Origin of the sequence: Delftia sp. PE138, from assembly GCF_018320755.1 — a bacterium.
In the GTDB taxonomy this organism is placed as follows: Bacteria; Pseudomonadota; Gammaproteobacteria; order Burkholderiales; family Burkholderiaceae_C; genus Comamonas; species Comamonas tsuruhatensis.
Genome location: NZ_JABEPN010000001.1, coordinates 1,223,363 through 1,245,290 on the forward strand (window position 1 = coordinate 1,223,363; position 21,928 = coordinate 1,245,290).

Consider the following 21,928-nt stretch of genomic DNA (forward strand, 5'->3'; position numbering starts at 1 on the left):
TTCATGCAGGCACCTCGGTGCGGCGGGCCACGCGCATCACGGCCGAGCGCGAACGCGCATTGGCGGCGACCTCGGCCTCGCTGGGCTTGATGCGGCCCAGGGCTTCAAGGCGCATGGGTGTGGGCGCGGCAAAGGGTGCGCGCCGGTCATAGACTTCCTTGGAATGCCTGGCAATGAACTGCTTGACGATGCGGTCTTCCAGCGAGTGGAAGCTGATCACCACCAGGCGCCCGCCCGGCGCGAGCACGCGCAGGCTGGCCTCTAGCGCCTGTTCGAGTTCTTCAAGCTCGGCATTGATGAAAATCCGAAGAGCCTGGAATGTGCGTGTCGCTGGGTTCTGCCCAGCCTCGCGGGTCCGGACCGCGCCAGCCACGAGCTCGGCAAGCTCCGCGGTATTGCGAAGGGGCCCCTGGCTTTCGCGCCGAGCAACAATCGCCTTTGCAATGGGGCCAGCAAACCGTTCTTCGCCGTAGTCACGTATCACCTCCGCAATCTGCTGGGCATCGGCTTCCGCCAGCCAGTCCGCCACGCTCTGACCGCGCGTGGTGTCCATGCGCATGTCCAGCGGACCCTCGAAGCGGAAGCTGAAGCCACGCTCGGGGTTGTCGATCTGGGGAGAGCTCACCCCCAGGTCCATCAGCACGCCCTGCACGCTGCCGGCCGGCAACTCGCCCAGGTGGCGAAACCCTTCGTGCCGAATCGAAAAACGCGCATCGGTGATGCGCGCTGCCTCTTCGATCGCGTCCGGGTCCTTGTCGAACGCCAGCAAGGTCCCGCCCGGCCCTAGCCGCTGGAGGATGCGCCGGGAATGCCCGCCTCGCCCGAACGTCGCGTCCACCCATTGCCCGGCAACGGGCTGCGCGGCGCCGTCCAGCAGCGCATCGACGGCCTCGTCGAGCAAAACGGTGATGTGTTGCAACGGCTGATTCAAGAGAACGCCTCTTTCCTAGAAAGCAAAATCCTGGAAGGCCGCAGGCATCTCTTCCTGCATGGCCTTCGCTTCATGTGCCTCATAAGTGGCCTTGTCCCACAGCTCGAAATGGTTGCCCATGCCCAGCAGCACGACCTCCTTGGTCAGACCCACGGCGTCGCGCAACTCGGGCGACACCAGCACACGGCCGGTGGCATCCATGTCCACGTCCATGGCGTTGCCCAGGAAGATGCGCTTCCACCACTGCGCCGACATGGGCAGCTGCGCGATCCGCTCGCGGAACTGCAGCCACTCCGTGCGCGGGAACAGCATCAGGCAACCATGGGGGTGTTTGGTGAGGGTGACCTGGCCCTGCGCCATGGCCAGGAGGGCGTCACGATGCCGGGTCGGCACAGACAGCCGCCCCTTGCCATCGAGATTCAGCGAGGACGCCCCTTGAAACACGGTCAGTCACCCCGGTCGGTTGGAGCCATCGCGTCCCGGAAATCGGGGCACAAAGGCAACTTTCACCACTTAATTGCACTTTTTTGCACTGTAGCAGCAATTTGGTGTTTCACAACCCGGGAATGGACAATTATTTGCAATGAAATCAACAACTTAGAGATCGAATGCAATGTGAGTGATGACAAAAAACCGAGACTTTACAAGCACTTAGGGGAGTGATTGCAAGTGAACTCTCAATCCCGGCAGGCAATTGCAACGATTCAATTCGCTGGCGACGGGGTGCAACTCGGGCCGGCCTCCTACAAAAAGTGACTGCCCGGCAATGCGGGCAGTCACTTCGATGGCGGCCGCTCGGCCGCCGGGGCAGGCTTCAGAGGATGAAGCGAGACAGGTCTTCGTCCTGGCTCAGGGACTGCAGGCGCTGGTCCACGTAGGCCGCGTCGATGGTGACGGTCTGCCCCGAAAGCTTGGCCGCATCGAAGCTGACCTCGTCCAGCAGCCGCTCCAGCACGGTGGACAGGCGGCGCGCGCCGATGTTTTCGGTGCGCTCGTTGACCTCGAAGGCGATGCCGGCCAGCCGGGTGATGCCTTCGGGCGTGAACTCCAGCGTGACGCCTTCGGTGGCCAGCAGCGCCTGGTACTGCTTGACCAGGGAGGCATGGGTCTGGGTGAGGATGGCCTCGAAGTCCTGGACCGACAGCGACTCCAGCTCCACGCGGATCGGGAAGCGGCCCTGCAGCTCGGGGATGAGGTCGCTGGGCTTGGACAGGTGAAAGGCGCCCGAGGCGATGAACAGGATGTGGTCGGTCTTGACCACGCCGTACTTGGTGGAGACGCTGGTGCCCTCGACCAGGGGCAGCAGGTCGCGCTGCACGCCCTGGCGCGAAATGTCGGAGCCGCTGCTTTCCTGGCGCGTGGCGACCTTGTCGATCTCGTCGATGAAGACGATGCCGTTTTGCTCCGCATTGGCAATGGCGCGCGTGCGCACATCTTCCTCGTTGACGAGCTTGGCCGCTTCCTCGTCGGTCAGCAGCTTCATGGCCTCGGCAATGCGCAGCTTGCGCGTCTTGCGCTTTTCCTGGCCCATGTGGCTGAACATGCCGCGCAGCTGCTCGGCCATCTCCTCCATGCCCTGGGGACCCATGATCTGCACCTGGGGCGGCGCGTCGGCCACGTCGATATCGATTTCCTTGTCGTCGAGCTGGCCTTCGCGCAGCTTCTTGCGAAAGACCTGGCGGGCCGTGCTGTCGGCAGCCACCTCGCCGCTGCGGGCCTGGGGCACGAGCACGTCGAGGATGCGGTCCTCTGCAGCGTCTTCGGCGCGCAGGCGCAGCTTCTTCATGTCGGCCTCGCGCGTCTGCTTGACGGCGACCTCGGCCAGATCGCGGATGATGGCGTCCACGTCCTTGCCCACGTAGCCCACTTCGGTGAACTTGGTGGCCTCGACCTTGATGAAGGGCGCATCGGCCAGCCGCGCCAGGCGTCGCGCGATCTCGGTCTTGCCCACGCCGGTGGGGCCGATCATGAGGATGTTCTTGGGCGTGATCTCCTGGCGCAGGCCGTCGGCCACGTTCTGGCGGCGCCAGCGGTTGCGCAGCGCGATGGCCACGGCGCGCTTGGCGCCAGCCTGGCCGACGATGTGGCGGTCCAGTTCGGAGACGATCTCCTGGGGGGTCATGGCAGAGGACATGGTGTGTATTCGAAGCATTGCGCCGCCAGCCCCGCTTCCGTTACCTGGCCGCTGGCGGCTATCCGTTTCAATGGCCGGGCGAGAACCGCCCGCGCCGCGAGGGTCTCAGAGCGTCTCGACCGTGTGATGCATGTTGGTGTAGATGCACAGCTCGCCGGCAATCGCCAGCGACTTGCGCACGATCTCCTCGGCCGACAGCTCGGTATTGGTCAGCAGCGCCTTGGCCGCCGAGTGCGCGTAGGCGCCACCCGATCCGATGGCCACGATGCCCTGCTCGGGCTCCAGCACATCGCCGTTGCCGGTGATGATCAGCGAGGCCGATGCATCGGCCACGGCCAGCATGGCCTCCAGCCGGCGCAGCACGCGGTCGGTGCGCCAGTCCTTGGTCAGCTCGATGGCCGCGCGCGTCAGATGGCCCTGGTGCTTTTCCAGCTTGGCCTCGAAGCGCTCGAACAGCGTGAAGGCGTCGGCCGTGGCGCCGGCAAAGCCGGCCAGCACCTTGCCGTGGTAGAGCTTGCGCACCTTGCGCGCCGTACCCTTGACGACGATGTTGCCCAATGTGACCTGGCCATCGCCACCGATGGCGACCTGCACGCCTTCGGGGGTCTGCCGGCGCACGCTGATGATGGTGGTGCCGTGATACTGTTCCATAGCGGTGCCAGATGAGGGCGGCTCCCGCCTTCTCAAGAGCCCCTCCAAAGAATGCCGCCGCTCGGCAGGTCAGTCCCGTCTCGGCGTTACCTGCGCATGCTCCTGGATGCCGATCACATTGAAGAATACGGCCACCAGCTGGTGCAGCTGGCCGAACTGCAGCACATGGCCCAGCGACTGCATGTGGGCCGCCCAGTTGAGCACGGAGCCGGCCGCCGCAAAGTCCATGCGCACCAGCTGGGTGCAGTCGATGAACACCGGCTCGCCCAGGCTGGCGCCTTCCTGCACCGGGTCCAGCCAGGTGGAGGCATCGCCTTCGATGGTGCCGGACAGCGCAAATCGCACGGTATCCACCGGGGCGGCAGCGCCCGGCTGCACAGGGGCTTGTGCACCGCCGGACTCGACGGCTTGCGTCAGGCACTGGCAGACCGGGTCCACCCATGCAGGTGGCGAGACTTCGTAGGTCACGCAGTAGTCCAGGGCCACCAGCTCGAAATCATCCTGCCGGTTCATCAGGCGCAGCACGGCCATGCGCAGGCGCCACCACAGCGTATCCACAGCGGAGTCGCCCGAGGGAGCCAGCGCGCCCAGCAGCGCCTGCAGCCGGTCCGCGTTGAGCAGCACGAATACGCCCTGGGAATCGGCCCATTGCTGAAGCAGCGCCTCCAAGGCGGTGGCTGCCGCCTCGTCGATGTGGGTCACGGCAGCCCAGTCCAGGGTCCAGGGACCGGCGGCCTTGGCCTGGGAGGCCTTCAGCGCCGTGACGGCGCTGGGCGTGACCTGGGCAGGAGCGCTCCAGCGCCAGCCGCGCCCTGCCGCTGCGCCGGGAAGGGGCGCCATCGCGGCGGTGCGCTGCTGCGGCATCGCGAACCACTGGGGAGCGGAGCGGCCGAAGCGCGCCGCGAATTCAATGCCGGCCTTGTCGAACTGCAGCGGGCGATCGGCCGCGCGGTACAGGTCCAGCAAGGCCAGCCAGACCGGCAGCTGCGCAGGCACATCGCGCCGCTCGATCAGCTCCAGCATGCCCTGCTCGGCGCCGTCCACGTCGCCATTGGCAAAGAGGATGGCCGGCTCTTCGAGGTCGGGATCGTGCTCGAACACCACGAAGGATGGCGGCACCATGTCCATGGGCTGCGGGGCAGAGACCTCGGTGGCCGCGAAGGCGGGCAGGAAATCGGTGGCCCCTTCCAATGGCCGCAAGGGGCGGGCCATGGGCATGGAATCCATGAGGGGAGCCGTGGAGACGGACGGCACCTGCGGCGCAGGTGCCAGGCTCATGGGCAAGGTGGTGGCAAAGGCCGCCACGTCGCCGGCCGAGGCGATGGCCGCAGGCACCACGTCGCTGAGCATGGGAATCTGGCCCGGCGGCGGCTGCTTGCGAAACGACGCCGGCGCGGGGTTGCCGCCAGCGGGCAGCGCCATGGGAATGGTGGTTGCATCGGCCGCCTGCTTGCCCCGCCACCATTGCTGGGACATCTGGGCCTCGATCTCGTCGATCTTCTTGAGCGTGACGGCGCGCTCGCCGGAGGATTTGGAGCTCAGCAGGCTGCTGAGGAATTGCGAGCCCTGTGCAGCCGGTCCGGGCACGCCGACACCGACAGATGCGCTGCCCGGCCGGGAGGCCTGTTGCAACTCGGCCTGGCGCAGGCGGCGCAGCTGGTCGAATTCGCGCTTGCGTACGAAGTCGTTGCGGCGCTTGCGCTCGATCATTTCCTTGAGCGCCTGCTTGCTGTACTGGCTCTCCTGGTCAGCGTCGAGGCCGTCGAGATCGGACCAATTGACCGTCGGGTGGCGCACAAAGCGCACCACCTTGGACAACAACCCTCCCGATTTGCTGCTCTCTTCTTTTGCCATGGCGAATCAGATTAGCACCACCGTTCCGAAGGCCGTTGCCGCAACTCAATCTCCGTACATCTTCTGCTTGAGCTCGCGTCGCTGCTGGGCCTCCAGCGACAGCGTGGCCGTGGGACGGGCCAGCAGGCGGCCCACACCGATGGGCTCGCCGGTTTCGTCGCAGTAGCCGTAGTCGCCTGCGTCGATGCGTGCAATGGATTGCTCGATCTTCTTGAGAAGCTTGCGCTCGCGGTCGCGGGTGCGCAGTTCCAGCGCGTGCTCTTCCTCGATGGTGGCGCGGTCGGCCGGATCGGGAACCACCACGGTGTCCTCGCGCAGGTTTTCTGCCGTCTCGCCCGCGTTGGTGTGCATGTCGTGCTTGAGAGTGAGCAGCTTCAGGCGGAAAAACGCCATCTGCTTCTCATTCATGTAGTCGTCATCGGACATGGCCAGCACTTCGGCATCCGTCAGCTCCTCCGCCGACTTGGTCTTCCAGGCATTGGCCAGCTTGGGGTCTCGTTTCGTCGATCCCGACGAAGGCGTTTGCGTAGTGGTAGGCATAGTGTTGGTTTCGCTAACTTAGTCCGAGCCGGGGGCATCGGACGGGGCCATGGATGGTACTGTCAATCGAGGCGCCCGGGTCGAATGCCATGTAGGACAGCCGATCGCCGCAGTTGCGGAACCTGCCGGCTTCCCCTTGCGGCGGGGTGCGACAATCCAGGCCGTGCGGCGGCCGTGCGTGCAAAGAGCCCATTTCCAGCCGGCGCGGGAGGCCAGGTCGACGACGCCGACCGCAGTGCGGACCGCGGCCTTCTGGCTTGCAGCCGGGGCCTGGGCGGCCACTGACGGCTTCTTGCTGGATTCGGCGCTCACTTGCTGTCTCCTCACGGTATGGGCGACCCCTGCGGGGCAGTCCATTGGGCTTGGGGGCTCTCTTCAGGGGCGCGATTGTATCGATGCTCTACAGGAGCGCAAGCCGTTGCACATACCCCACATGAAAGCAGAGGAACCGCCTGCAGATGCGGGCGGCTCCTGCGTCAATCAGATGTCAGCAAAAACCATGTGATTCCTCACAAAAGTTCACAGACGGCTCAGACCAGGCACTGCTCCAGGCCCTGCAGGAAGATGTCCTGGGGCAGGTCGATGCCGATGAAGACCATCTTGCTCTGGCGCTTTTCGTCTTCGGCCCATTGCGGTCCCAGGTCGCTGCCCATGAGCTGGTGCACCCCCTGGAAGATGACCTTGCGCTCCGTGCCCTGCATGTTCAGCACGCCCTTGTAGCGCAGCATGCGCGGGCCATAGATGTTGACGATGGCGCCCAGGAAGTCCTCCAGGCGGGCAGGGTCGAACGCCCGGTCGGCACGGTAGACGAAGCTCTTGACGTCGTCATCGTGGTGATGGTGGTGAGGATGATTGCAGTGTTCGCCGTGCTCGTGATCATGGGCGTGGCTGTGGGCGTGGTCGTGCCCGCAGTTCTCGTCATGCTCGTGGTCATGGCTGCAGTGCTCGCCATGCTCGTGCTTGTGATCATGGCCGTGGTCGTGATCGTCTTCCTTGAGGAAGTCGGGATCGATGTCCAGCTTGGCATTGAGGTTGAAGCCACGCAGGTCGAAGACTTCGTTCAGGGGCACTTCGCCGAAATGCACGGCGCGGATGGGCGCGCGCGGATTCATGTGCTTGAGGCGGTGGATGAGCGCGTTCTTCTCGTCCTCGCTGACCAGATCGGTCTTGGACAGGAAGAGCTGGTCGGCAAAGCCGACCTGGCGGCGCGCTTCCTGGCGGTCGTCCAGCTGCTGGTTGGCGTGCTTGGCGTCGACCAGGGTCAGGATGGAGTCGATGAGATAGGTCTCGGCGATCTCGTCGTCCATGAAGAAGGTCTGGGCGACGGGGCCGGGATCGGCCAGGCCCGTGGTCTCGATCACGATGCGGTCGAACTCCACCAGGCCCTTGCGGCGCTTGGAGGCCAGCAGCTGCAGGGTCTCGCGCAGGTCTTCGCGGATGGTGCAGCAGATGCAGCCGTTACTCATCTGCAGGATCTGCTCCTTGGACTCCGTCTTGAGAATGTCGGTGTCGATGTTTTCCTCGCCGAACTCGTTCTCGATCACGGCGATCTTCATGCCGTGGGACTCGCTGAGCACGCGCTTGAGCAGCGTGGTCTTGCCCGAGCCCAGGAAGCCGGTAAGGATGGTGACGGGAATCAGTGCCATGGGATTGCTTTCAGAAAATTCAGCAAAGGGAAGCGGCAAGGCCCGTCCACCATGGACGGGCCTTGTCGAAAAGACGTTCCGAATAAGTTTAGCGAGCCTGTCAAGTGCTGTTTTGCCAGAGGGCTTGGCCTTTTTTATTCGAGGTTGTCCTTTTCAGGGGTTTCGCCGATTTCGCCGACTTGCCTGCTGTCGCCGCTCTTGCGGCGCGCGCGCGGGTGGGCGCTCTCGTAGGCCTGGGCCAGATGCTGGAAATCCAGGCGCGTGTAAATCTGCGTGGTCGAGATGCTGGCGTGGCCCAGCAGCTCCTGCACGGCGCGCAAATCGCCACTGGACTGCAGCATGTGGCTGGCGAACGAATGCCGCAGCACATGGGGATGGACACCGGCCGAAAGGCCGGCCTGCTGCCCGCGCTGGCGCAGCCGCGCCCAGACCGACTGCGCGCCAAGGCGCTCGCCGCGCCGGCCGATGAAAAGGGCGGGTTCGTGTTGCGCAGCCTGCGCGGCCGCACCCGCAAGACCCGTTTCCCGAAGGGCCACCCAGCGCTGCAGCGCCTGCAGCGCGGCCGCTCCCACGGGCACGGTGCGGCGCTTGCCGCCCTTGCCCTGCACGTGGGCGTCGGCGGACTGCAGGTCTATCCAGCCACGGCCCTGGCGCTGCGTGTCCTGGCCGGGCGCCACGTCCAGGCCCACCAGCTCGCCCACGCGCAGGCCGCAGCTGTAGAGCAGTTCGGTGATGGCAGCGTCACGTGCCTCGATCCAGGGGTCGGCGTCGGCGTTGCTGAAGGCGGCCAGCTGCACGGCGTCATCCACGCCCAATGCCTTGGGCAGGGGTTTGGGGGCCTTGGGGCCGCGCACGCCCTCCACAGGATTGAAAGGCACCAGCGACTGCTGGGCCGCCCAGCGGAAGAAGCTGCGCCAGCCGGACAGGATGAGCGCAATGCCGCGCGGGCTGCGGCCCCGGGAATGCATCCGGGCCACGAAGCGGCGGATATGGGCGGGCTGCAGCGCCAGCAGTTCCAGGCCGGCGTCGCGGGCCATGGCGCACAGCCGGCCCATGTCCAGCGCATAGAGCTCGCAGGTGCGGTCGGCCAGGCGCTTTTGCACGCGCACATGCTCCAGATAGGCATGGACGGCGGAGGGGAGCAGCGCCAGGTCCTCTGCCTCCAGATCCTCTGCCGGAAGGCCGCCTTCCGGGAGCCCGTCCCTGTCCGATGCCCCCGGCATGGGCTTTCAGCCGATCAGCCGCGCGCCAGGGTCAGCGCCACGGGCCGCATGCGCGAGAGGGCCGCGCTGGCCAGGGCCGCGATGCGCGAGAGGAATTCCGTGCCCATGGTGGCCTCGAAGCGCAACGGATCGGGCGAGCCCAGGACCAGCATGCCGAAGGCATGGGCCGGGTTGCCGGGGTCGCCATCGTGCAGGGTGAGCAGGGCCAGGGACTGGGCCGCGTCGGGATCGACCAGCCAGCCGCCGGGCTCGAAGCCCATGTTGGGGCCGCAAAACGGCATGGTCAGCGAGGCAGCGAAGGACTTGGCATCGTCGCTGACGCCCATGGTGTAGATGCTGCTGGTCTGCGCGCCGGAGACGTTCCACAGGCGCAGGGCCACCTGGGGCACCTCGAAGACATGCTGCAGGCTGGCCGTCAGCGCATGGGGCAGTTCGCGCAGGTCCTGGACCTTGGCCAGGGCGCAGCTCCAGGCGTGCAGCTTGTCGGCGATGGAGGCGTTCTCGCTGCTGTGCCGCATCATGTCCATGATGCGATGCTCCAGGCCCTTGATCTTCTCGCGCAGCATCTCGGCCTGGCGTTCCTGCAGGCTGACGGTGCGCGGGCTGTGGCTGCTGACCAGCTGCACGCGCGCGAGCATCTCGGCGTGGCGCTCGAAGAATTCCGGATGGTTCAGCAGGTAGTCGGCAATCGTCTCTTCGGTGACGGCGATATCGGTAGTGCTGTTCATGGCTGGTCGGGAACCTCGATCTGTCCTTCAAAAACAAACTCTGCGGGGCCGGTCATGCGCACTGCGCCGCCGTCCCACTCGATGGTCAGCCGGCCGCCGCGGGTGTGCACATCGACGCGCGCGTCGAGCAGCCCCCAGCGGATGCCGGCCACCACGGCCGCGCAGGCGCCCGTGCCGCAGGCCAGCGTCTCGCCGGCACCGCGCTCGTACACACGCAGCCGGATCTGGCCGCGATCGACGATCTGCATGAATCCCGCATTGACGCGCTGGGGAAAGCGCGCATGGCGCTCGATCAGCGGGCCCCAGGTGGCCACGGGCGCATGGTCCACATCGTCGACCAACTGCACCGCATGCGGGTTGCCCATGGAAACGGGGGCGATCCAGACCGTGGCTTCGTCGCCCAGCTGCAGGGGCCATTGCTGCGCCGCACCCAGCGGGCGGGGAACCAGGCCTGCACCATCGAAGGGCACCAGGGCGGGCTCCAGCACGGGCTGGCCCATGTCCACGGTGACGCGGCCATCGGCATGCAGCTCGGGGGCGATGAGGCCGGCCAGCGTCTGCACGCGGATGACGGACTTGTCCGTCAGTCCCTTGTCGTGCACATAGCGGGCAAAGCAGCGCGCGCCGTTGCCGCACTGCTCGACCTCGCCGCCGTCGGCGTTGTGGATCACGTATTCGAAGTCGATGCCTTCGGCGGGCGAGGGCCGCACCGTGAGGATCTGGTCGGCGCCCACGCCGAATTGGCGGTGGGCCAGAAAGCGGTACTGGGCTGCGCTCAGGCCCAGCGGGCCGGCGGTTTCGTCAAGGACCACGAAATCGTTGCCAGCGCCCTGCATCTTGGTAAAGCGGATCTGCATCCCGCGATTATCCCCTGCACGGCAGCCTCATGGCGCAATCCGGGGCATGCCCTGGCGCAGAGCGCCATCCAGCCGCCTGCGTCTCCGGCGCAACAGCACGATGCAGGTCCATCCGCATAATGCCCCCATGACCCGCCCCAGCCAGCTCCTGCACCCCCAGCGCCAGCCCGTAGACACGCTCAAGGCCTCCACCGTTTTGCTGATGCGCGACCGCGCCGATGGCAGCGGACTGGAAGTGCTCATGACAAGGCGCTCGCCCAAGGCCAGCTTCGTGCCCAGCGCCTATGTCTTCCCCGGCGGCGGCATCGAGGCCCAGGACGCCGCCGACGCCGCCCATGCCTGCGCCAGCACCCGCCCCGCCCAGGCCGGCGACCGCCTGCGCGTCACCCAGGCCATCGCCGGCCTGCGCGAGACTTTCGAGGAGCTCGGCATTTTGCTGGCCCACGATGCCCAGGGCCGACCGGTATCGGCCGCCGAGCTGGCCACGCTGGACCGCAATGCTCCCCTGGTTCCCCAGTGCGAGGCACGCGGCCTGCGCCTGGCCGTGGATGCGCTGTGGTACCTGGCCCACTGGACGGCCGACCGCGACCTGCCCCGGCGCTTCGATGTGCCTTTCTTCGTGGCGCGCATGCCCGAAGGCCAGGAGCCTGACGCCGACGGATCGGAACAGTTCGAGCCCATCTGGGTGAGCCCCCAGCAAGCGCTGGAGCGCCACCGCGCCGGCAGCTTTCCCATGATCTTTCCCACCATCCGCACGCTGGACCGGCTCAGCCGCTTTGCCGGCACCGATGCCGTGTTCGCCGCCCTGCAAGGCGAGCAGCCGCTGTGGCAGTGCTGCCCGCGCACCGGCTTTCTCAATGGCAAGGAAGCCCGCCACATGGAGGACGAGGCCCCCTTCGGCGAGCTGGAAATGGTCTGCCCGGACGGCCAGATCCTGCACACGCTGGACTGGCAGAGCGAGCGCGCCGTGCCACTGCGCAAGAACCTGCTGCGCCTGACGGCACCCAACCCCGGCGTGATGACCGGCCCCGGCACCAACAGCTATCTGGTGGGCGATGCCGCCACGGGCTACGCCGCCATCGACCCCGGCCCGGCCGATGCCGCCCATGTGCAGCGCCTGTTCGATGCGGCGGGCGGCGACATACGCCACATCCTGTGCACGCACTCCCATGCCGACCACTCGCCGGGCGCCGCGCTGCTGCAGGCGCTGGCGGTGCAGGCCGGCAGGCCCAGGCCCGCCATTGGCGGCCTGCCCTCGGCGCCCACGGCCCGGCCGGCCAGCCGCTTCACCCCCGACTACGCACTGACCGACGGCCAGCGCATCGTGCTGCAGGATGCGCAAGGCGGCACCACCCACACCCTGCAGGCCGTGTTCACGCCCGGCCATGCGGCCAACCATGTGTGCTTTGTGCTGGAGGAAGACGCCCTGCTGTTCAGCGGCGACCACATCCTCAATGGCAGCACCACCATCATCGATCCGCCTGACGGCAACATGCGCGACTACATCGATTCGCTGGACAGGCTCGACGCGCTGTGCGCCGCGCACGATGCGCGCTTCATCCTGCCGGCCCATGGCTATGTGCTGGGCTTTGCGCGCCAGGCGATCGCCAAACTCAAGGCCCACCGGCTGGCCCGCGAGGCAAAGGTGCTGGCCGCCATGCAAAAACAGCCCGACGGCAGCGTGCAGGACTGGGTGCGGCTGGCCTATGACGACGCCCCGCCGCAGCTGTGGCCGATTGCCGAGCGCTCGCTGCTGGCCCATGTGGAGCGCATCCGTGCGCTGTGCGGGCGGCAATGACCGGCAATGACCGACGACGCGCGCGGGGCCTGGTATCTGGTTAAGCTGCGCGCATGTCTGAATCTGAAAGCGTTCGCCTGGCCAAGCGCCTGGCCGAACAGGAACAATGCTCGCGCCGCGAGGCCGAACTGCATATCACCGCCGGCAACGTCCAGGTGGACGGCAAGGTCGTGCAACTGCCCGAGACGCGCGTGCGCCCCGAGCAGCAGGTCACGCTGCGCAGCGGCGCCCAGCCCGAGGCCGTGCCGCCCGTCACCCTGCTGATGAACAAGCCTGCGGGCTATACCCAGGGCCGGCCCTATGGCCGGGTGCGCAGCGCCCACTCCCTGCTGGGTGAAGCCAGCATGGCCCAGGTGGACACGCCCATGCCGCTGCTGGTGCTGGCCCAGCACTTCAAGAACCTGGAATCCTTCCTGCCCCTGCCGCTGCCGGCCAGCGGCCTCATCGTCTACACCCAGGACAAGCGTGTGGCGCGCAAGCTGGGCGAGGAAGGCATGTGGCTGGAGCAGGAATGCATCGTCGGCGTCGAAGGCCAGATCCACGAGGACGGCCTGGAGCTGATGAAGGCCGGCCTGCCGATCGGCAAGCGCCAGCTGCCGCCCTGCCGCGTGAGCTGGCAGAACGAGAACCACCTGCGCTTTGCGCTCAAGGGCATCGCCCCCGACGAGATCGACGCCATGTGCACCGAAGTGGGCCTGCGCGTGGTCAGCCTGCGCCGCCTGCGCATTGGCCGCCTCTCTCTGGCCAAGGTGCCCGAAGGCCAGTGGCGCTACCTGATGCCCTGGGAGCGGTTCTAGGCCGGCATTGCCGGGTGCGCGGCGGGCAGCACATTCGGCAAATGAGAATCATTTCATAGAATGCGGGATTCCCGTGCTGCCTTCGGGCCTCCCGCATGCCTGCGCCCGCCTCTTCCTCCTCTTCCCTGCTGAGCACCTTCCAGGACAGCTACCACGAGCTGGTGCGCTTCGTGGCGCGCCGCGCCGGCCCGCAGGCAGCGCGTGACCTGGTGCATGACGCCTGGATACGCCTGGCCGAACGCCAGCGCGGCGAGAGCGATGCGCCCGCCGCGCCGGACAGTCCGCCAGGCGCCAGCCGCGCCTATCTCTACGCGGTGATGGAGAACATCGCCATCGACCACCTGCGCCATGGCCAGCGCACGGCCGAGCGCTTTGACACCAGCGCGAGGGAAGGCGAGCCGCCCTCCCCCCTCAGCCCCGATGTGGCCGACACCCATTCCTACCGCCAGGCCCTGGCCGGGGTCGAAGGCGCCCTGGCGCAGTTGCCGGCGCGCTGCCGCGACATCTTCCTGGCCGACCGCATCGAGGGCGCCTCGCATGCCGAGCTGGCCGAGCGCCACGGCGTCTCGGTCAAAACCGTGGAACGCGAGGTCATGCGCGCCATGGACAGCGTGGAAGCCTCGCTGCACCGCTGGCGCGGAGACACCGCCGCACCCGCACCACGCACGGGCCGCCGCCGCGCCCTGTCCACCCTGCTGGGGATGGCGGGCCTGGGTGTCGGCAGCCCGGCGATGTGGCTGGCCTGGCGCCAGTGGATGCCGCAGTACCAGGTGCGGCTGGCCACGGCCACCGGCCGCCTGCTGAACCAGCCCCTGCCCGACGGCAGCACCCTGACGCTGGACGCCGCCAGCCGCGCCGAGGTGGATTTCTACGCCACGCGCCGCCAGGTGCGGCTGCTGGCCGGCAGCGCCTTCTTCGCCGTGGCGCGCGACACGGAACGGCCCTTCGTGGTCCAGGCGGCGGACGTACAGGTCGCCGTGCTGGGCACGCGCTTCGAGGTGGCGCTGGAGGACGATGCGGTGCTGGTCGCCGTCGATGCGGGCCGCGTGCAGGTGCGCGACGGCAGCGGCGCCCGGCATGTACTGGGCGCAGGCCAGATGCTGCGCCTGGCGCCAGGCCAGACGGCCGCCGTGCAAACGGTTGCGGCAGTGGCCGCCTGGCGCGAGGGCTGGCTGGACTTCCAGAACACGCCGCTGGCCGAGGTGGTCCGGCGCCTGGAGCGCTACAGCCTGCAGCTACTGCGCGTGGAGCCCGACGCCGCCGCCCTGCCCGTGCTGGGGCGCGTGCGCATTGCGGCGGCCCAGGGCTGGCTGCGCATGCTCCCGCGCACCCTGCCGGTCAGCGTGCAGGAAGAGGAACAGGGCCCGGGAAGCGGGCGCACTCTGGTCATCCGCCGCCGCAGCTGATGCGCTGATGCGCCCATGGCCCCGGAATGCACGGCGCATGCGCACCAGGCGTGAGGGAATGTCTGCGCCCGTTCGTATAGGCATGAGGACCCGGGAACGCGACGCATTCGCAGCCCGGGAATAGCCATTGCCCAGATCCGCCACGGGACCTTCCATGCCTTCATTCCCCTCCAAGCCTTCACGCCTTGCCTGCAGCCTTGCCCGCCACCATGCCGTTGCCGCGGGCATCGCGCTGCTGGCCCTGCAGCTGTCTCCAGCCGCTCTGGCCCAGGCGGCACAGGCCACAGCCACGGCCGCCAGCACCGACTTCCACATTCCCGCCCAGCCGCTGGACCAGGCGCTGGCCCAACTGGCCCGCCAGGCCGGCCTGCAACTGCTGGCTGCGCCCGAACTCGTGCAGGGCCGCCGCGCGCCTGCCGTGGAAGGGCGCCTGAGCACCGCCGCCGCCGTGGCCCGGCTGCTGCGCGGCAGCGGGCTAGAAGGCCATGTGAGCCAGGGCACGCTGGTGGTGGAAAAGCCCGCCGGCACCGTGGCCCTGCCCGAAGTCACGGTGTCCGCCGTGGGCGAGACCACGACCACCGAGGGCTCGGGCTCCTACACCACGGGGCTGATGAGCACCTCGACCAAGCTGCCGCTGTCCATCCGCGAGACGCCCCAGTCCCTCACCGTGGTCACGCGCCAGAAGATGGACGACCAGGGCATGCTGTCCATCGACGACGTGGCCAACAGCGCCACCGGCATCACCATCAACCGCTGGAGCGACGACCGGGCGCGCTACTTCTCGCGCGGGTTCGTGATCGGTTCGTTCCTGCAGGACGGCGTGCCCGTCTCGTATGAAACCGACACCTCCACCTACGACACCATGGCCATGTACGACCACGTGGAAGTGGTGCGCGGCCCCACGGGGCTGATGACGGGCGTGGGCGACCCTTCGGGCACCATCAACTTCGTGCGCAAGCGCGCGCCGCGCACCACCCAGCGCTCGGTCACCCTGCGCGGCGGCAGCTGGAACCAGGCCGTGGGCGAGGTCGATGTGGGCGGCGCCCTCAACGAGGACGGCTCGGCGCGCGGGCGTGTGGTGGCCTCGGCCCAGTCGCGTGACCACTTCATCGATGGCTATAGCAGCCGCCGCCAGCTGCTGTACGGCACCGCCGAGTTCGACCTGGGGCGCGACACCACGCTGAGCGTGGGCGGCTCCTATGTGAACGAAGACAACCCCGGCTCGCAATGGATGGGCGTGCCCATGGGCTTCGATGGCTCCTTCCTCGACATTGCGCGATCCAGGCGTTTCTCGCCCTCCTGGAGCAAATGGGACAAGAAGGAGGTCAGCCTGTTCGCCGACCTGGAGCACCGCTTCGACAACGGCTGGAAGGCCAGGCTGGCCGCGCGCGCCCTGCAGGCCCAGTCCGCGCTGGACGGCGCCTACCTGGTCTCGGGCGGCCTGGACGACCAGGGCCGCACGCGCTACGACGTGGCCGGCGGCCTGTACGACTACGACAAGCGCCAGCTCAGCCTCGATGCCTCGGCCCAGGGCCCCGTGCGCCTGTTCGGCCGCGAGCATGACCTGGCCTTCGGCCTCAGCCGCCGCACCATCCGCTGGAGCGACCAGGGCTACAGCTACCTGTCGCCCACGGGGGAATGGCTGATCGCCAATGGCGTCGATCCCTATACCTGGAACCCCGACTCGCTGGACCGCTCCGGCCTGCTGGCCGAAGACCTGTGGACGCGCCGCCAGAAGACCACGCTGACCTCGGCCTACGCCACGGGCCGCTTCCTGCTGGCCGAGCCGCTGAACCTGATCGCCGGCGCGCGCCTGGACTGGTACGACTTCACCAACGTCCAGCGCCAGGGCAGCTGGAGCCGGGAGCGCGAATTCAGCGAGAAAGCCCATGCCACGCCCTATGCGGCGCTGACCTATGACATCAGCAAGACCTACTCGGCCTATGCCAGCTACACCAGCATCTTCCGGCCGCAGGATTTTCTGGATGTCTCGGGCAGCATGCTGGCGCCGGTGGAGGGCCGCAATTTCGAGCTGGGCCTCAAGGGCAGCTACCTGGACGAGCGCGTGAACCTGGCCGTTGCCGTGTTCAACACCACGCAGGACAACCTGCCCCAGGCCATCGCGGACATCAACTCCTGCACGGTGAAGACCAATTGCTACCGCTCCGTCGGCAAGGTCAAGAGCAAGGGGCTGGACGTGGACATCAGCGGCGAGATCCTGCCGCGCCTGAACGCCGGCCTTGGCTATACCTTCACCCAGGCCGAGATCGCCAGCGACAGCACCGAAGGCGCCAAGGGCGCGCCCTATGCCAGCTACACGCCGCGCCACCAGCTCAAGCTGTCGGCCATGTACCACCTGGGCGGCGAGCTGGGCGCATGGCGCGTGGGCGGCGGCCTGCGCTACCAGAGCCGCACCACGTCCGAGTCGCTGACCAGCGCCGAGGGCTATGCAATCCGCCAGCCCGCCCATGCCGTGGCCGACCTGGTCATCGGCTATCGGGTGAACCGGCAGCTGGACCTGCAGATGAACATCAGCAACCTGTTCGACCGCCGCTATTTCGAGACCCTGGGCACGAACAACGGCGGCAACTATTTCGGCGTGCCGCGCAGGCTGCTGCTGACGGCCAAATACCAGTTCTGAATCGCCCATGAAAATGCCCCGCCGGTGGCGGGGCATGGAAGAAAGTGTGAAGCGCGCCGATAAGCCGGATTCTGTGCACGCGGTTGCCCGCATGTGACCGCCATTAATCTGGGCCGGGCGTCGCCGCCCGGCTCGGTGCTACCTACCCGCACACTCCGGGGGCCCCGTCAACGTGTGCCTACTTGGTATTGCTGCGCGTAGAGATTGCCCGTTTCACCCGGGGACGCGTTCCGCGTCCCCGGGTGGCTATGGGGCCCAGGCTTTCGCCTGGGCGTCTGGCTTGCGCCAGCCGTCGCCAGCTTGCGCTGGCACCCCATAGAACACCAAGTTGGCGGCACATGTCCCCGACTCGTCTCTGTTGCTCTGATCCTCACCTCACGGTGGACAGCCGTTAGCTGCTACGCTGCCCTGTGCAGTCCGGACGTTCCTCCAGTGCCGTGTTTCCACGATTGCACCAGCGGCGGTCTGGCGTGCTTCACGGGCGGCATTATCTCGCGGCTTGGGCCAGGCTGCAGGCAGATGGCGCAACAGCCTCACGGCGGCATGCAGAACTCGCGGCGGAATTGTTCGGGTGAGGTGCCGGCCTCGCGCTGGAACATGGCGATGAAGGCCGAGGGCGTGCTGTAGCCCAGGTCATAGGCGATCTGCTGCACGCTCAGGCCGGCCTCCAGCGCGTCGATGGCCAGCAGGTAGCCCATGCGCTGGCGCCATTCGCCCAGGCCCATGCCCAGCTCGCGCTGGCAGTGGCGCGCCAGGGTGCGCTCGGTCATGTGCACGCTGGCGGCCCATTGGGCCAGGCTGCGGTGGTCCTCGGGCGCAGCGCGCATGCGGGTCAGCACTTCGACCAGGGCCGGGTGTTCAGCGGCCGGCAGATAGCCGGGCTCCACGGGAACGGCCCGCAACTGGTCGTAGAGCACACGGGCCAGGCGCAGGTCGGCGTCGGTGGCGGGAATGTGCACGTCGCGCACGGCAAAGTCGGCCAGGATGGCCTTGACGATGGCGCCGATGCGCATGGAGCAAGGCTGCGCCGGCAGCTCCCTGCACAGCGCAGGCGCCAGGTAGACCGAGCGGTAGACCACGGCGTGCGCCACATGGCAGCTGTGCACCACGCCGGGCGGCACCCAGACGCCGTACTGCGGCGGCGAGACCCAGCGCTGGCCTGCCGTGTCCATGCACATGCTGCCGTGGGGCGTGTAGTTCAGGTGACCCCAGCTGTGGCTGTGCGGCGGCACCTCGGTGTCGGCGCCGAATTCGTCGTAGCGGAAGTAGTACTCGCCCGGCACATCCTCGACGTTCTGGATGCGCATGGGCTTGCTGGGACGGGGCATGGCGGATGGTCCGGGTTGCGCTATCGATTGTCCGAAACCAGGGATGCACTCCAAGTCGGACAGAACGATCATAGGACCAGTCTTAGGAGTCTTCCAATGGGGTCTTACCTTTTCCCTTTGATCGCCGTGCTCATCTGGTCGGTCAATACCGTGGTCAGCAAGATGGCGGCCGACAGCATCGGCGCGGCCGAGATCGGTTTCTACCGCTGGCTGGTGGCAGCCGTGCTGTTCACGCCTTTCCTTTTGCCGTCCATCTGGCGCCAGCGCGCCGACATCCGGCCGCAGCTGCCGCGCCTCATCGTGCTGGGAATGCTGGGCATGGTGATCTACCAGAGCCTGGCCTATTACGCGGCCCATATGACATCGGCCACGCACATGGGCCTGATCGGCTCGCTCACGCCCATGATGGTGCTGGGCCTGTCCACCGCCATGCTGGGCCAGGCGTTGAGCCGGGGCGCCGTGCTGGGCTGCGTGCTGGCGATTGCGGGCGTGGCCCTGGTGGTGTCTTCGGGGCAGCCTGCCACCTTGCTCACCCAGGGCCTCAATGGCGGTGACGCGCTGATGTTCGTGGCCATGCTGGCCTATGCGGTCTACAACATCCTGCTCAAGCGCTGGCCCATGCCGCGCCTGGCCACGGTGCAACTGCTGTACCTGCAGATCCTGGTGGCCGTGATCGCGCAGCTGCCGCTGTTCCTGATGGCGCCGCGCACGGGGTTGAACGCGGCCAACCTGCCGCTGGTGGGCTTTGCGGGCATCATGGCCTCCATCGCCGCGCCGCTGCTGTGGATGATGTCGGTGGCGCGCATCGGGCCGGGCCGCTCCAGCATGTTCTTCAACCTGGTACCCATCTTCACGGCCGTGATCGCCTTCATGGCATTGGGCGAGCCCCTGGCGGCCTACCACGCCGTGGGCGGCGTGCTGACCATCGGCGGCCTGCTGCTGGCCGAGCTGTGGAAGCAGCCCTTGCGTGCGCCGCGTGCCGCCGCCACCGCCTGAAAAAATCAGGGTTTTCCCGAGCTCAAATGGTGCACGCATGCCGCATGCCGGTGCGGCGCCCGCACCATTGCTGCCCATAAGAATTTGCATTCAGGCCTGCTCATAATTTCTTGTTGGACAGCCCTGTCCTGCCTTTCGATACTGCCGCCAAAGGAACCGCTGCAAGCGCCAGACGCGTGAGGTTCCCACGACACACGGGCCCGGTCCCAGCGGCCTGGCCCGTGTGCCCGCTGCACTTTCGAAGACAGGAGACACCCCATGAGCAGCCCGGCATCCGCCGCACACCCCCTCGCACAGAGCACAGGCGCCGGCGAGGCCGCGTCCCTCGACATGGACGCCACCTATCGCAAGATCGCCTGGCGCCTGATCCCTTTTCTGGTCCTGCTCTTCATCCTGGCCTGGATAGACCGCGTCAACGTCGGTTTCGCCAAGCTGCAGATGCTGGACGACCTGCAGTTCAGCGAGGCCATCTACGGCCTGGGCGCAGGCATCTTCTTCATCGGCTACTTCCTGTTCGAAGTGCCCAGCAACCTGCTGCTGGAGAAGATCGGCGCACGCAAGACGCTGGCGCGCATCACCATCCTGTGGGGCGCGGCCTCCATGGCCATGGCCTACGTGACCACGCCCACCATGTTCTACGTGCTGCGCTTCGTACTGGGCGTGGTGGAGGCCGGCTTCTTCCCCGGCGTGGTGCTGTACCTGACCTACTGGTTCCCGGCCCGCCACCGGGCGCGCGTCAACGGCCTGTTCATGACCTCGTTCGCCATTGCGGGCGCCGTGGGCGGCCCGATTGCGGGCGCCATCATGAATGGCATGCAGGGCGTGGGCCATCTGTCCAACTGGCAGTGGCTGTTCATCCTGGAAGGCATTCCCTCGGTGATCGCCGGCTTCTTCGTGCTGCTGTACCTGCCCGAGAAGCCCGCCAACGCCAGGTGGCTGAGCGCGGCCGAGCAGCGCGCCGTGACCGCTGCCGTGGAGGCCGAGAACCAGGGCGGCCACAAGCATGTGTCCTTCCTGGATGCCTGCCGCAACTACCGCGTGTGGCTGTGCGCCGCCGTGTATTTCTGCATCGTCAGCGGCAACGCCACCATCGCGTTCTGGTCGCCGTCCATCATCAAGGAGATCGGCATCCAGAACACGCTGCAGATCGGCCTGATCTCGGCCATTCCCTTCCTGGCCGGCACGCTGGCCATGGTCTGGAACGGCATGCATTCGGACAAGACCGGCGAGCGCCGCATGCACTGCGCCCTGTCCGCGCTGATCGCAGCGGCGGGCCTGATCCTCACGGGCCTGTTCCTGCACAACGCCGTGCTCGCCCTGTGCGCGCTGACGCTGGCCTCCATCGGCATCCTCGCGGCCTTTCCCGTGTTCTGGTCGATTCCTGCCGCCTTCCTGGCCGGCACGGCGGCGGCCGGCGGCATTGCACTGATCAACTCCATCGGCAACCTGGCCGGCTTCGTGGCGCCCTACATGATCGGCGCGCTCAAGACCAGCACGGGATCGCTGTCCTCGGGCCTGTACTTCGTGGCAGCCCTCGAATTCCTGGCGGCCTTCCTGGTCGTGCTCTTCGTCAGGAAGCAGTGAGGCCTGCGCGTGCGGTGCCGCTCCACGCCCTCCGCACGCCACAGCCTGACTTCCGCGTTTTCTCACCGGGGCCCGCGGCCCCGAATTCCCCCTGGATCGCCTGCCATGCAACTGCAGTTCACCACCCCCGAAGGCCAGACCTTCGCCCCTGAATTCGACACCCTCATCGTCGCCGGCTGGGCCGGCCGCGACCGCGAGGCCATCGAGCACCACATCGAGGAGCTGGCCGCCATCGGCATCCCGCGCCCCAGCGCCGTGCCGCTGTACTACCGCATCTCCAGCAACCAGCTGAGCCAGCACAGCGCGCTGCAGGTGCTGGGCCCGGACTCCTCGGGCGAGGTCGAGGTCTTCGTGTTCACGCACGAAGGCGAGATGTTCGTGAGCCTGGCCTCCGACCACACGGACCGCAAGCTGGAAGCCTACAGCGTGGCCTTTTCCAAGCAGGCCTGCGTCAAGCCCGTGGCCACCCAGGCCTGGCGCTTTGCCGACGTGGCCGGCCACTGGGATGAGCTGGTCGTGCGCTCGTGGATCGTGGAAGACGGCCGCGAGGTGCTCTACCAGGAAGGCACGCTGGCCAGCCTGCGCACGCCCCAGGACCTGATCGCAGGCTTCACGGGCGGCAAGGATCTGCTGCCCGCAGGCTGCGGCATGACCTGCGGCACGGTGGGCGCCATCGGCGGCATCCGCCCCTCGACGCAGTTCTCCATGGAGCTGTACGATCCCCGCAGCCAGCGTTCCATCCGCCACAGCTACCGCAGCGAACCGCTGGACGTCGTGGCCTGAGCCGCGACTCCGATCCGCCCACGCCCGCCTT

At 67.4% G+C, this 21,928-nt stretch carries 18 protein-coding genes and 1 other RNA gene; 7 read left to right on the forward strand and 12 right to left on the reverse strand.

All coding sequences use genetic code 11. The annotated features are described in order from the left end of the window. Position 1 precedes the first annotated feature (1 nt). The 10 genes from rsmH to dapF form a co-directional block, all read right to left on the reverse strand. The gene (gene rsmH, locus HFGMBDPB_RS05520) at positions 2-931 is read right to left on the reverse strand and encodes a 16S rRNA (cytosine(1402)-N(4))-methyltransferase RsmH (RefSeq protein WP_016448037.1); all 930 of its coding nucleotides are present in this window, start codon (positions 929-931) and stop codon (positions 2-4) included. A 15-nt stretch (positions 932-946) separates the two neighbouring features. Continuing rightward, positions 947-1,375, reverse strand: coding sequence for a division/cell wall cluster transcriptional repressor MraZ (gene mraZ, locus HFGMBDPB_RS05525; protein ID WP_026062826.1), 429 nt, complete (start codon positions 1,373-1,375; stop codon positions 947-949). 370 nt (positions 1,376-1,745) lie between these two features. After that, complete coding sequence (hslU, locus tag HFGMBDPB_RS05530) at positions 1,746-3,065, reverse strand: ATP-dependent protease ATPase subunit HslU (RefSeq protein WP_197065177.1); 1,320 nt, start codon at positions 3,063-3,065, stop codon at positions 1,746-1,748. 105 nt (positions 3,066-3,170) lie between these two features. Beyond that, on the reverse strand, positions 3,171-3,716 hold the full coding sequence (hslV, locus tag HFGMBDPB_RS05535) for an ATP-dependent protease subunit HslV (RefSeq protein WP_016448040.1): 546 nt from the start codon (positions 3,714-3,716) through the stop codon (positions 3,171-3,173). Positions 3,717-3,785: 69 nt separating this feature from the next. After that, positions 3,786-5,570, reverse strand: a complete 1,785-nt coding sequence (locus HFGMBDPB_RS05540; protein ID WP_203399959.1) for an STAS domain-containing protein — start codon at positions 5,568-5,570, stop codon at positions 3,786-3,788. 45 nt (positions 5,571-5,615) lie between these two features. Continuing rightward, positions 5,616-6,110, reverse strand: a complete 495-nt coding sequence (gene dksA / locus HFGMBDPB_RS30015; RefSeq protein WP_016448042.1) for an RNA polymerase-binding protein DksA — start codon at positions 6,108-6,110, stop codon at positions 5,616-5,618. A gap of 530 nt (positions 6,111-6,640) precedes the next feature. Next, positions 6,641-7,756, reverse strand: a complete 1,116-nt coding sequence (locus HFGMBDPB_RS05550) for a CobW family GTP-binding protein (protein WP_016448043.1) — start codon at positions 7,754-7,756, stop codon at positions 6,641-6,643. 134 nt (positions 7,757-7,890) lie between these two features. Then, positions 7,891-8,979 carry a tyrosine recombinase XerC gene (locus tag HFGMBDPB_RS05555; protein ID WP_212645042.1) on the reverse strand — a complete coding sequence of 363 codons (1,089 nt, stop codon included), beginning with the start codon at positions 8,977-8,979 and terminating at the stop codon, positions 7,891-7,893. A 14-nt stretch (positions 8,980-8,993) separates the two neighbouring features. Beyond that, the gene (locus HFGMBDPB_RS05560; RefSeq protein ID WP_016448045.1) at positions 8,994-9,707 is read right to left on the reverse strand and encodes a DUF484 family protein; all 714 of its coding nucleotides are present in this window, start codon (positions 9,705-9,707) and stop codon (positions 8,994-8,996) included. Beyond that, positions 9,704-10,564 carry a diaminopimelate epimerase gene (gene dapF / locus HFGMBDPB_RS05565; RefSeq protein ID WP_016448046.1) on the reverse strand — a complete coding sequence of 287 codons (861 nt, stop codon included), beginning with the start codon at positions 10,562-10,564 and terminating at the stop codon, positions 9,704-9,706. Before dapF ends, HFGMBDPB_RS05560 begins: the two co-directional genes overlap by 4 nt. A gap of 127 nt (positions 10,565-10,691) precedes the next feature. Between dapF and HFGMBDPB_RS05570 the strand changes: the two genes are divergently transcribed. The 4 genes from HFGMBDPB_RS05570 (at position 10,692) to HFGMBDPB_RS05585 (ending at position 17,206) form a co-directional block, all read left to right on the forward strand. Continuing rightward, a complete protein-coding gene (locus HFGMBDPB_RS05570; RefSeq protein WP_212645043.1) occupies positions 10,692-12,362 on the forward strand; it encodes an MBL fold metallo-hydrolase in 1,671 nt (556 codons plus the stop codon). A 53-nt stretch (positions 12,363-12,415) separates the two neighbouring features. Continuing rightward, positions 12,416-13,159, forward strand: coding sequence for a pseudouridine synthase (locus HFGMBDPB_RS05575; RefSeq protein ID WP_012203381.1), 744 nt, complete (start codon positions 12,416-12,418; stop codon positions 13,157-13,159). Between the two features lie 95 nt (positions 13,160-13,254). Then, positions 13,255-14,565 (forward strand): sigma-70 family RNA polymerase sigma factor, encoded by a 1,311-nt coding sequence (locus tag HFGMBDPB_RS05580; RefSeq protein WP_212645044.1) that lies wholly within the window; start codon positions 13,255-13,257, stop codon positions 14,563-14,565. A gap of 154 nt (positions 14,566-14,719) precedes the next feature. Next, positions 14,720-17,206: a TonB-dependent siderophore receptor gene (locus HFGMBDPB_RS05585; RefSeq protein WP_212645045.1), complete on the forward strand. Its 2,487-nt coding sequence runs from the start codon at positions 14,720-14,722 to the stop codon at positions 17,204-17,206. Positions 17,207-17,250: 44 nt separating this feature from the next. Here the strand turns inward: HFGMBDPB_RS05585 and rnpB are convergent. Next, positions 17,251-17,683, reverse strand: an RNA gene (gene rnpB / locus HFGMBDPB_RS05590) — RNase P RNA component class A. A gap of 56 nt (positions 17,684-17,739) precedes the next feature. After that, a complete protein-coding gene (locus HFGMBDPB_RS05595; protein WP_212645046.1) occupies positions 17,740-18,534 on the reverse strand; it encodes an AraC family transcriptional regulator in 795 nt (264 codons plus the stop codon). 96 nt (positions 18,535-18,630) lie between these two features. Between HFGMBDPB_RS05595 and HFGMBDPB_RS05600 the strand changes: the two genes are divergently transcribed. From HFGMBDPB_RS05600 to HFGMBDPB_RS05610, 3 genes are all read left to right on the forward strand, one after another. Continuing rightward, the gene (locus tag HFGMBDPB_RS05600; RefSeq protein WP_034366269.1) at positions 18,631-19,530 is read left to right on the forward strand and encodes a DMT family transporter; all 900 of its coding nucleotides are present in this window, start codon (positions 18,631-18,633) and stop codon (positions 19,528-19,530) included. A 258-nt stretch (positions 19,531-19,788) separates the two neighbouring features. After that, on the forward strand, positions 19,789-21,114 hold the full coding sequence (locus tag HFGMBDPB_RS05605; RefSeq protein WP_016448052.1) for an MFS transporter: 1,326 nt from the start codon (positions 19,789-19,791) through the stop codon (positions 21,112-21,114). Positions 21,115-21,219: 105 nt separating this feature from the next. Then, positions 21,220-21,897, forward strand: coding sequence for a DUF2848 domain-containing protein (locus HFGMBDPB_RS05610; RefSeq protein ID WP_133072311.1), 678 nt, complete (start codon positions 21,220-21,222; stop codon positions 21,895-21,897). Positions 21,898-21,928 lie beyond the last annotated feature (31 nt).

Excerpts from the sequence above, each read along its gene's own strand:
- hslU (WP_197065177.1), bottom strand. The coding sequence starts at position 3,065 with ATGTCCTCTGCCATGACCCCCCAGGAGATCGTCTCCGAACTGGACCGC.
- hslV (WP_016448040.1), bottom strand. The coding sequence starts at position 3,716 with ATGGAACAGTATCACGGCACCACCATCATCAGCGTGCGCCGGCAGACC.
- HFGMBDPB_RS05540 (WP_203399959.1), bottom strand. The coding sequence starts at position 5,570 with ATGGCAAAAGAAGAGAGCAGCAAATCGGGAGGGTTGTTGTCCAAGGTG.
- dksA (WP_016448042.1), bottom strand. The coding sequence starts at position 6,110 with ATGCCTACCACTACGCAAACGCCTTCGTCGGGATCGACGAAACGAGAC.
- HFGMBDPB_RS05550 (WP_016448043.1), bottom strand. The coding sequence starts at position 7,756 with ATGGCACTGATTCCCGTCACCATCCTTACCGGCTTCCTGGGCTCGGGC.
- HFGMBDPB_RS05555 (WP_212645042.1), bottom strand. The coding sequence starts at position 8,979 with ATGCCGGGGGCATCGGACAGGGACGGGCTCCCGGAAGGCGGCCTTCCG.
- HFGMBDPB_RS05560 (WP_016448045.1), bottom strand. The coding sequence starts at position 9,707 with ATGAACAGCACTACCGATATCGCCGTCACCGAAGAGACGATTGCCGAC.
- dapF (WP_016448046.1), bottom strand. The coding sequence starts at position 10,564 with ATGCAGATCCGCTTTACCAAGATGCAGGGCGCTGGCAACGATTTCGTG.
- HFGMBDPB_RS05570 (WP_212645043.1), top strand. The coding sequence starts at position 10,692 with ATGACCCGCCCCAGCCAGCTCCTGCACCCCCAGCGCCAGCCCGTAGAC.
- HFGMBDPB_RS05575 (WP_012203381.1), top strand. The coding sequence starts at position 12,416 with ATGTCTGAATCTGAAAGCGTTCGCCTGGCCAAGCGCCTGGCCGAACAG.
- HFGMBDPB_RS05580 (WP_212645044.1), top strand. The coding sequence starts at position 13,255 with ATGCCTGCGCCCGCCTCTTCCTCCTCTTCCCTGCTGAGCACCTTCCAG.
- HFGMBDPB_RS05585 (WP_212645045.1), top strand. The coding sequence starts at position 14,720 with ATGCCTTCATTCCCCTCCAAGCCTTCACGCCTTGCCTGCAGCCTTGCC.
- HFGMBDPB_RS05595 (WP_212645046.1), bottom strand. The coding sequence starts at position 18,534 with ATGCCCCGTCCCAGCAAGCCCATGCGCATCCAGAACGTCGAGGATGTG.
- HFGMBDPB_RS05600 (WP_034366269.1), top strand. The coding sequence starts at position 18,631 with ATGGGGTCTTACCTTTTCCCTTTGATCGCCGTGCTCATCTGGTCGGTC.
- HFGMBDPB_RS05605 (WP_016448052.1), top strand. The coding sequence starts at position 19,789 with ATGAGCAGCCCGGCATCCGCCGCACACCCCCTCGCACAGAGCACAGGC.
- HFGMBDPB_RS05610 (WP_133072311.1), top strand. The coding sequence starts at position 21,220 with ATGCAACTGCAGTTCACCACCCCCGAAGGCCAGACCTTCGCCCCTGAA.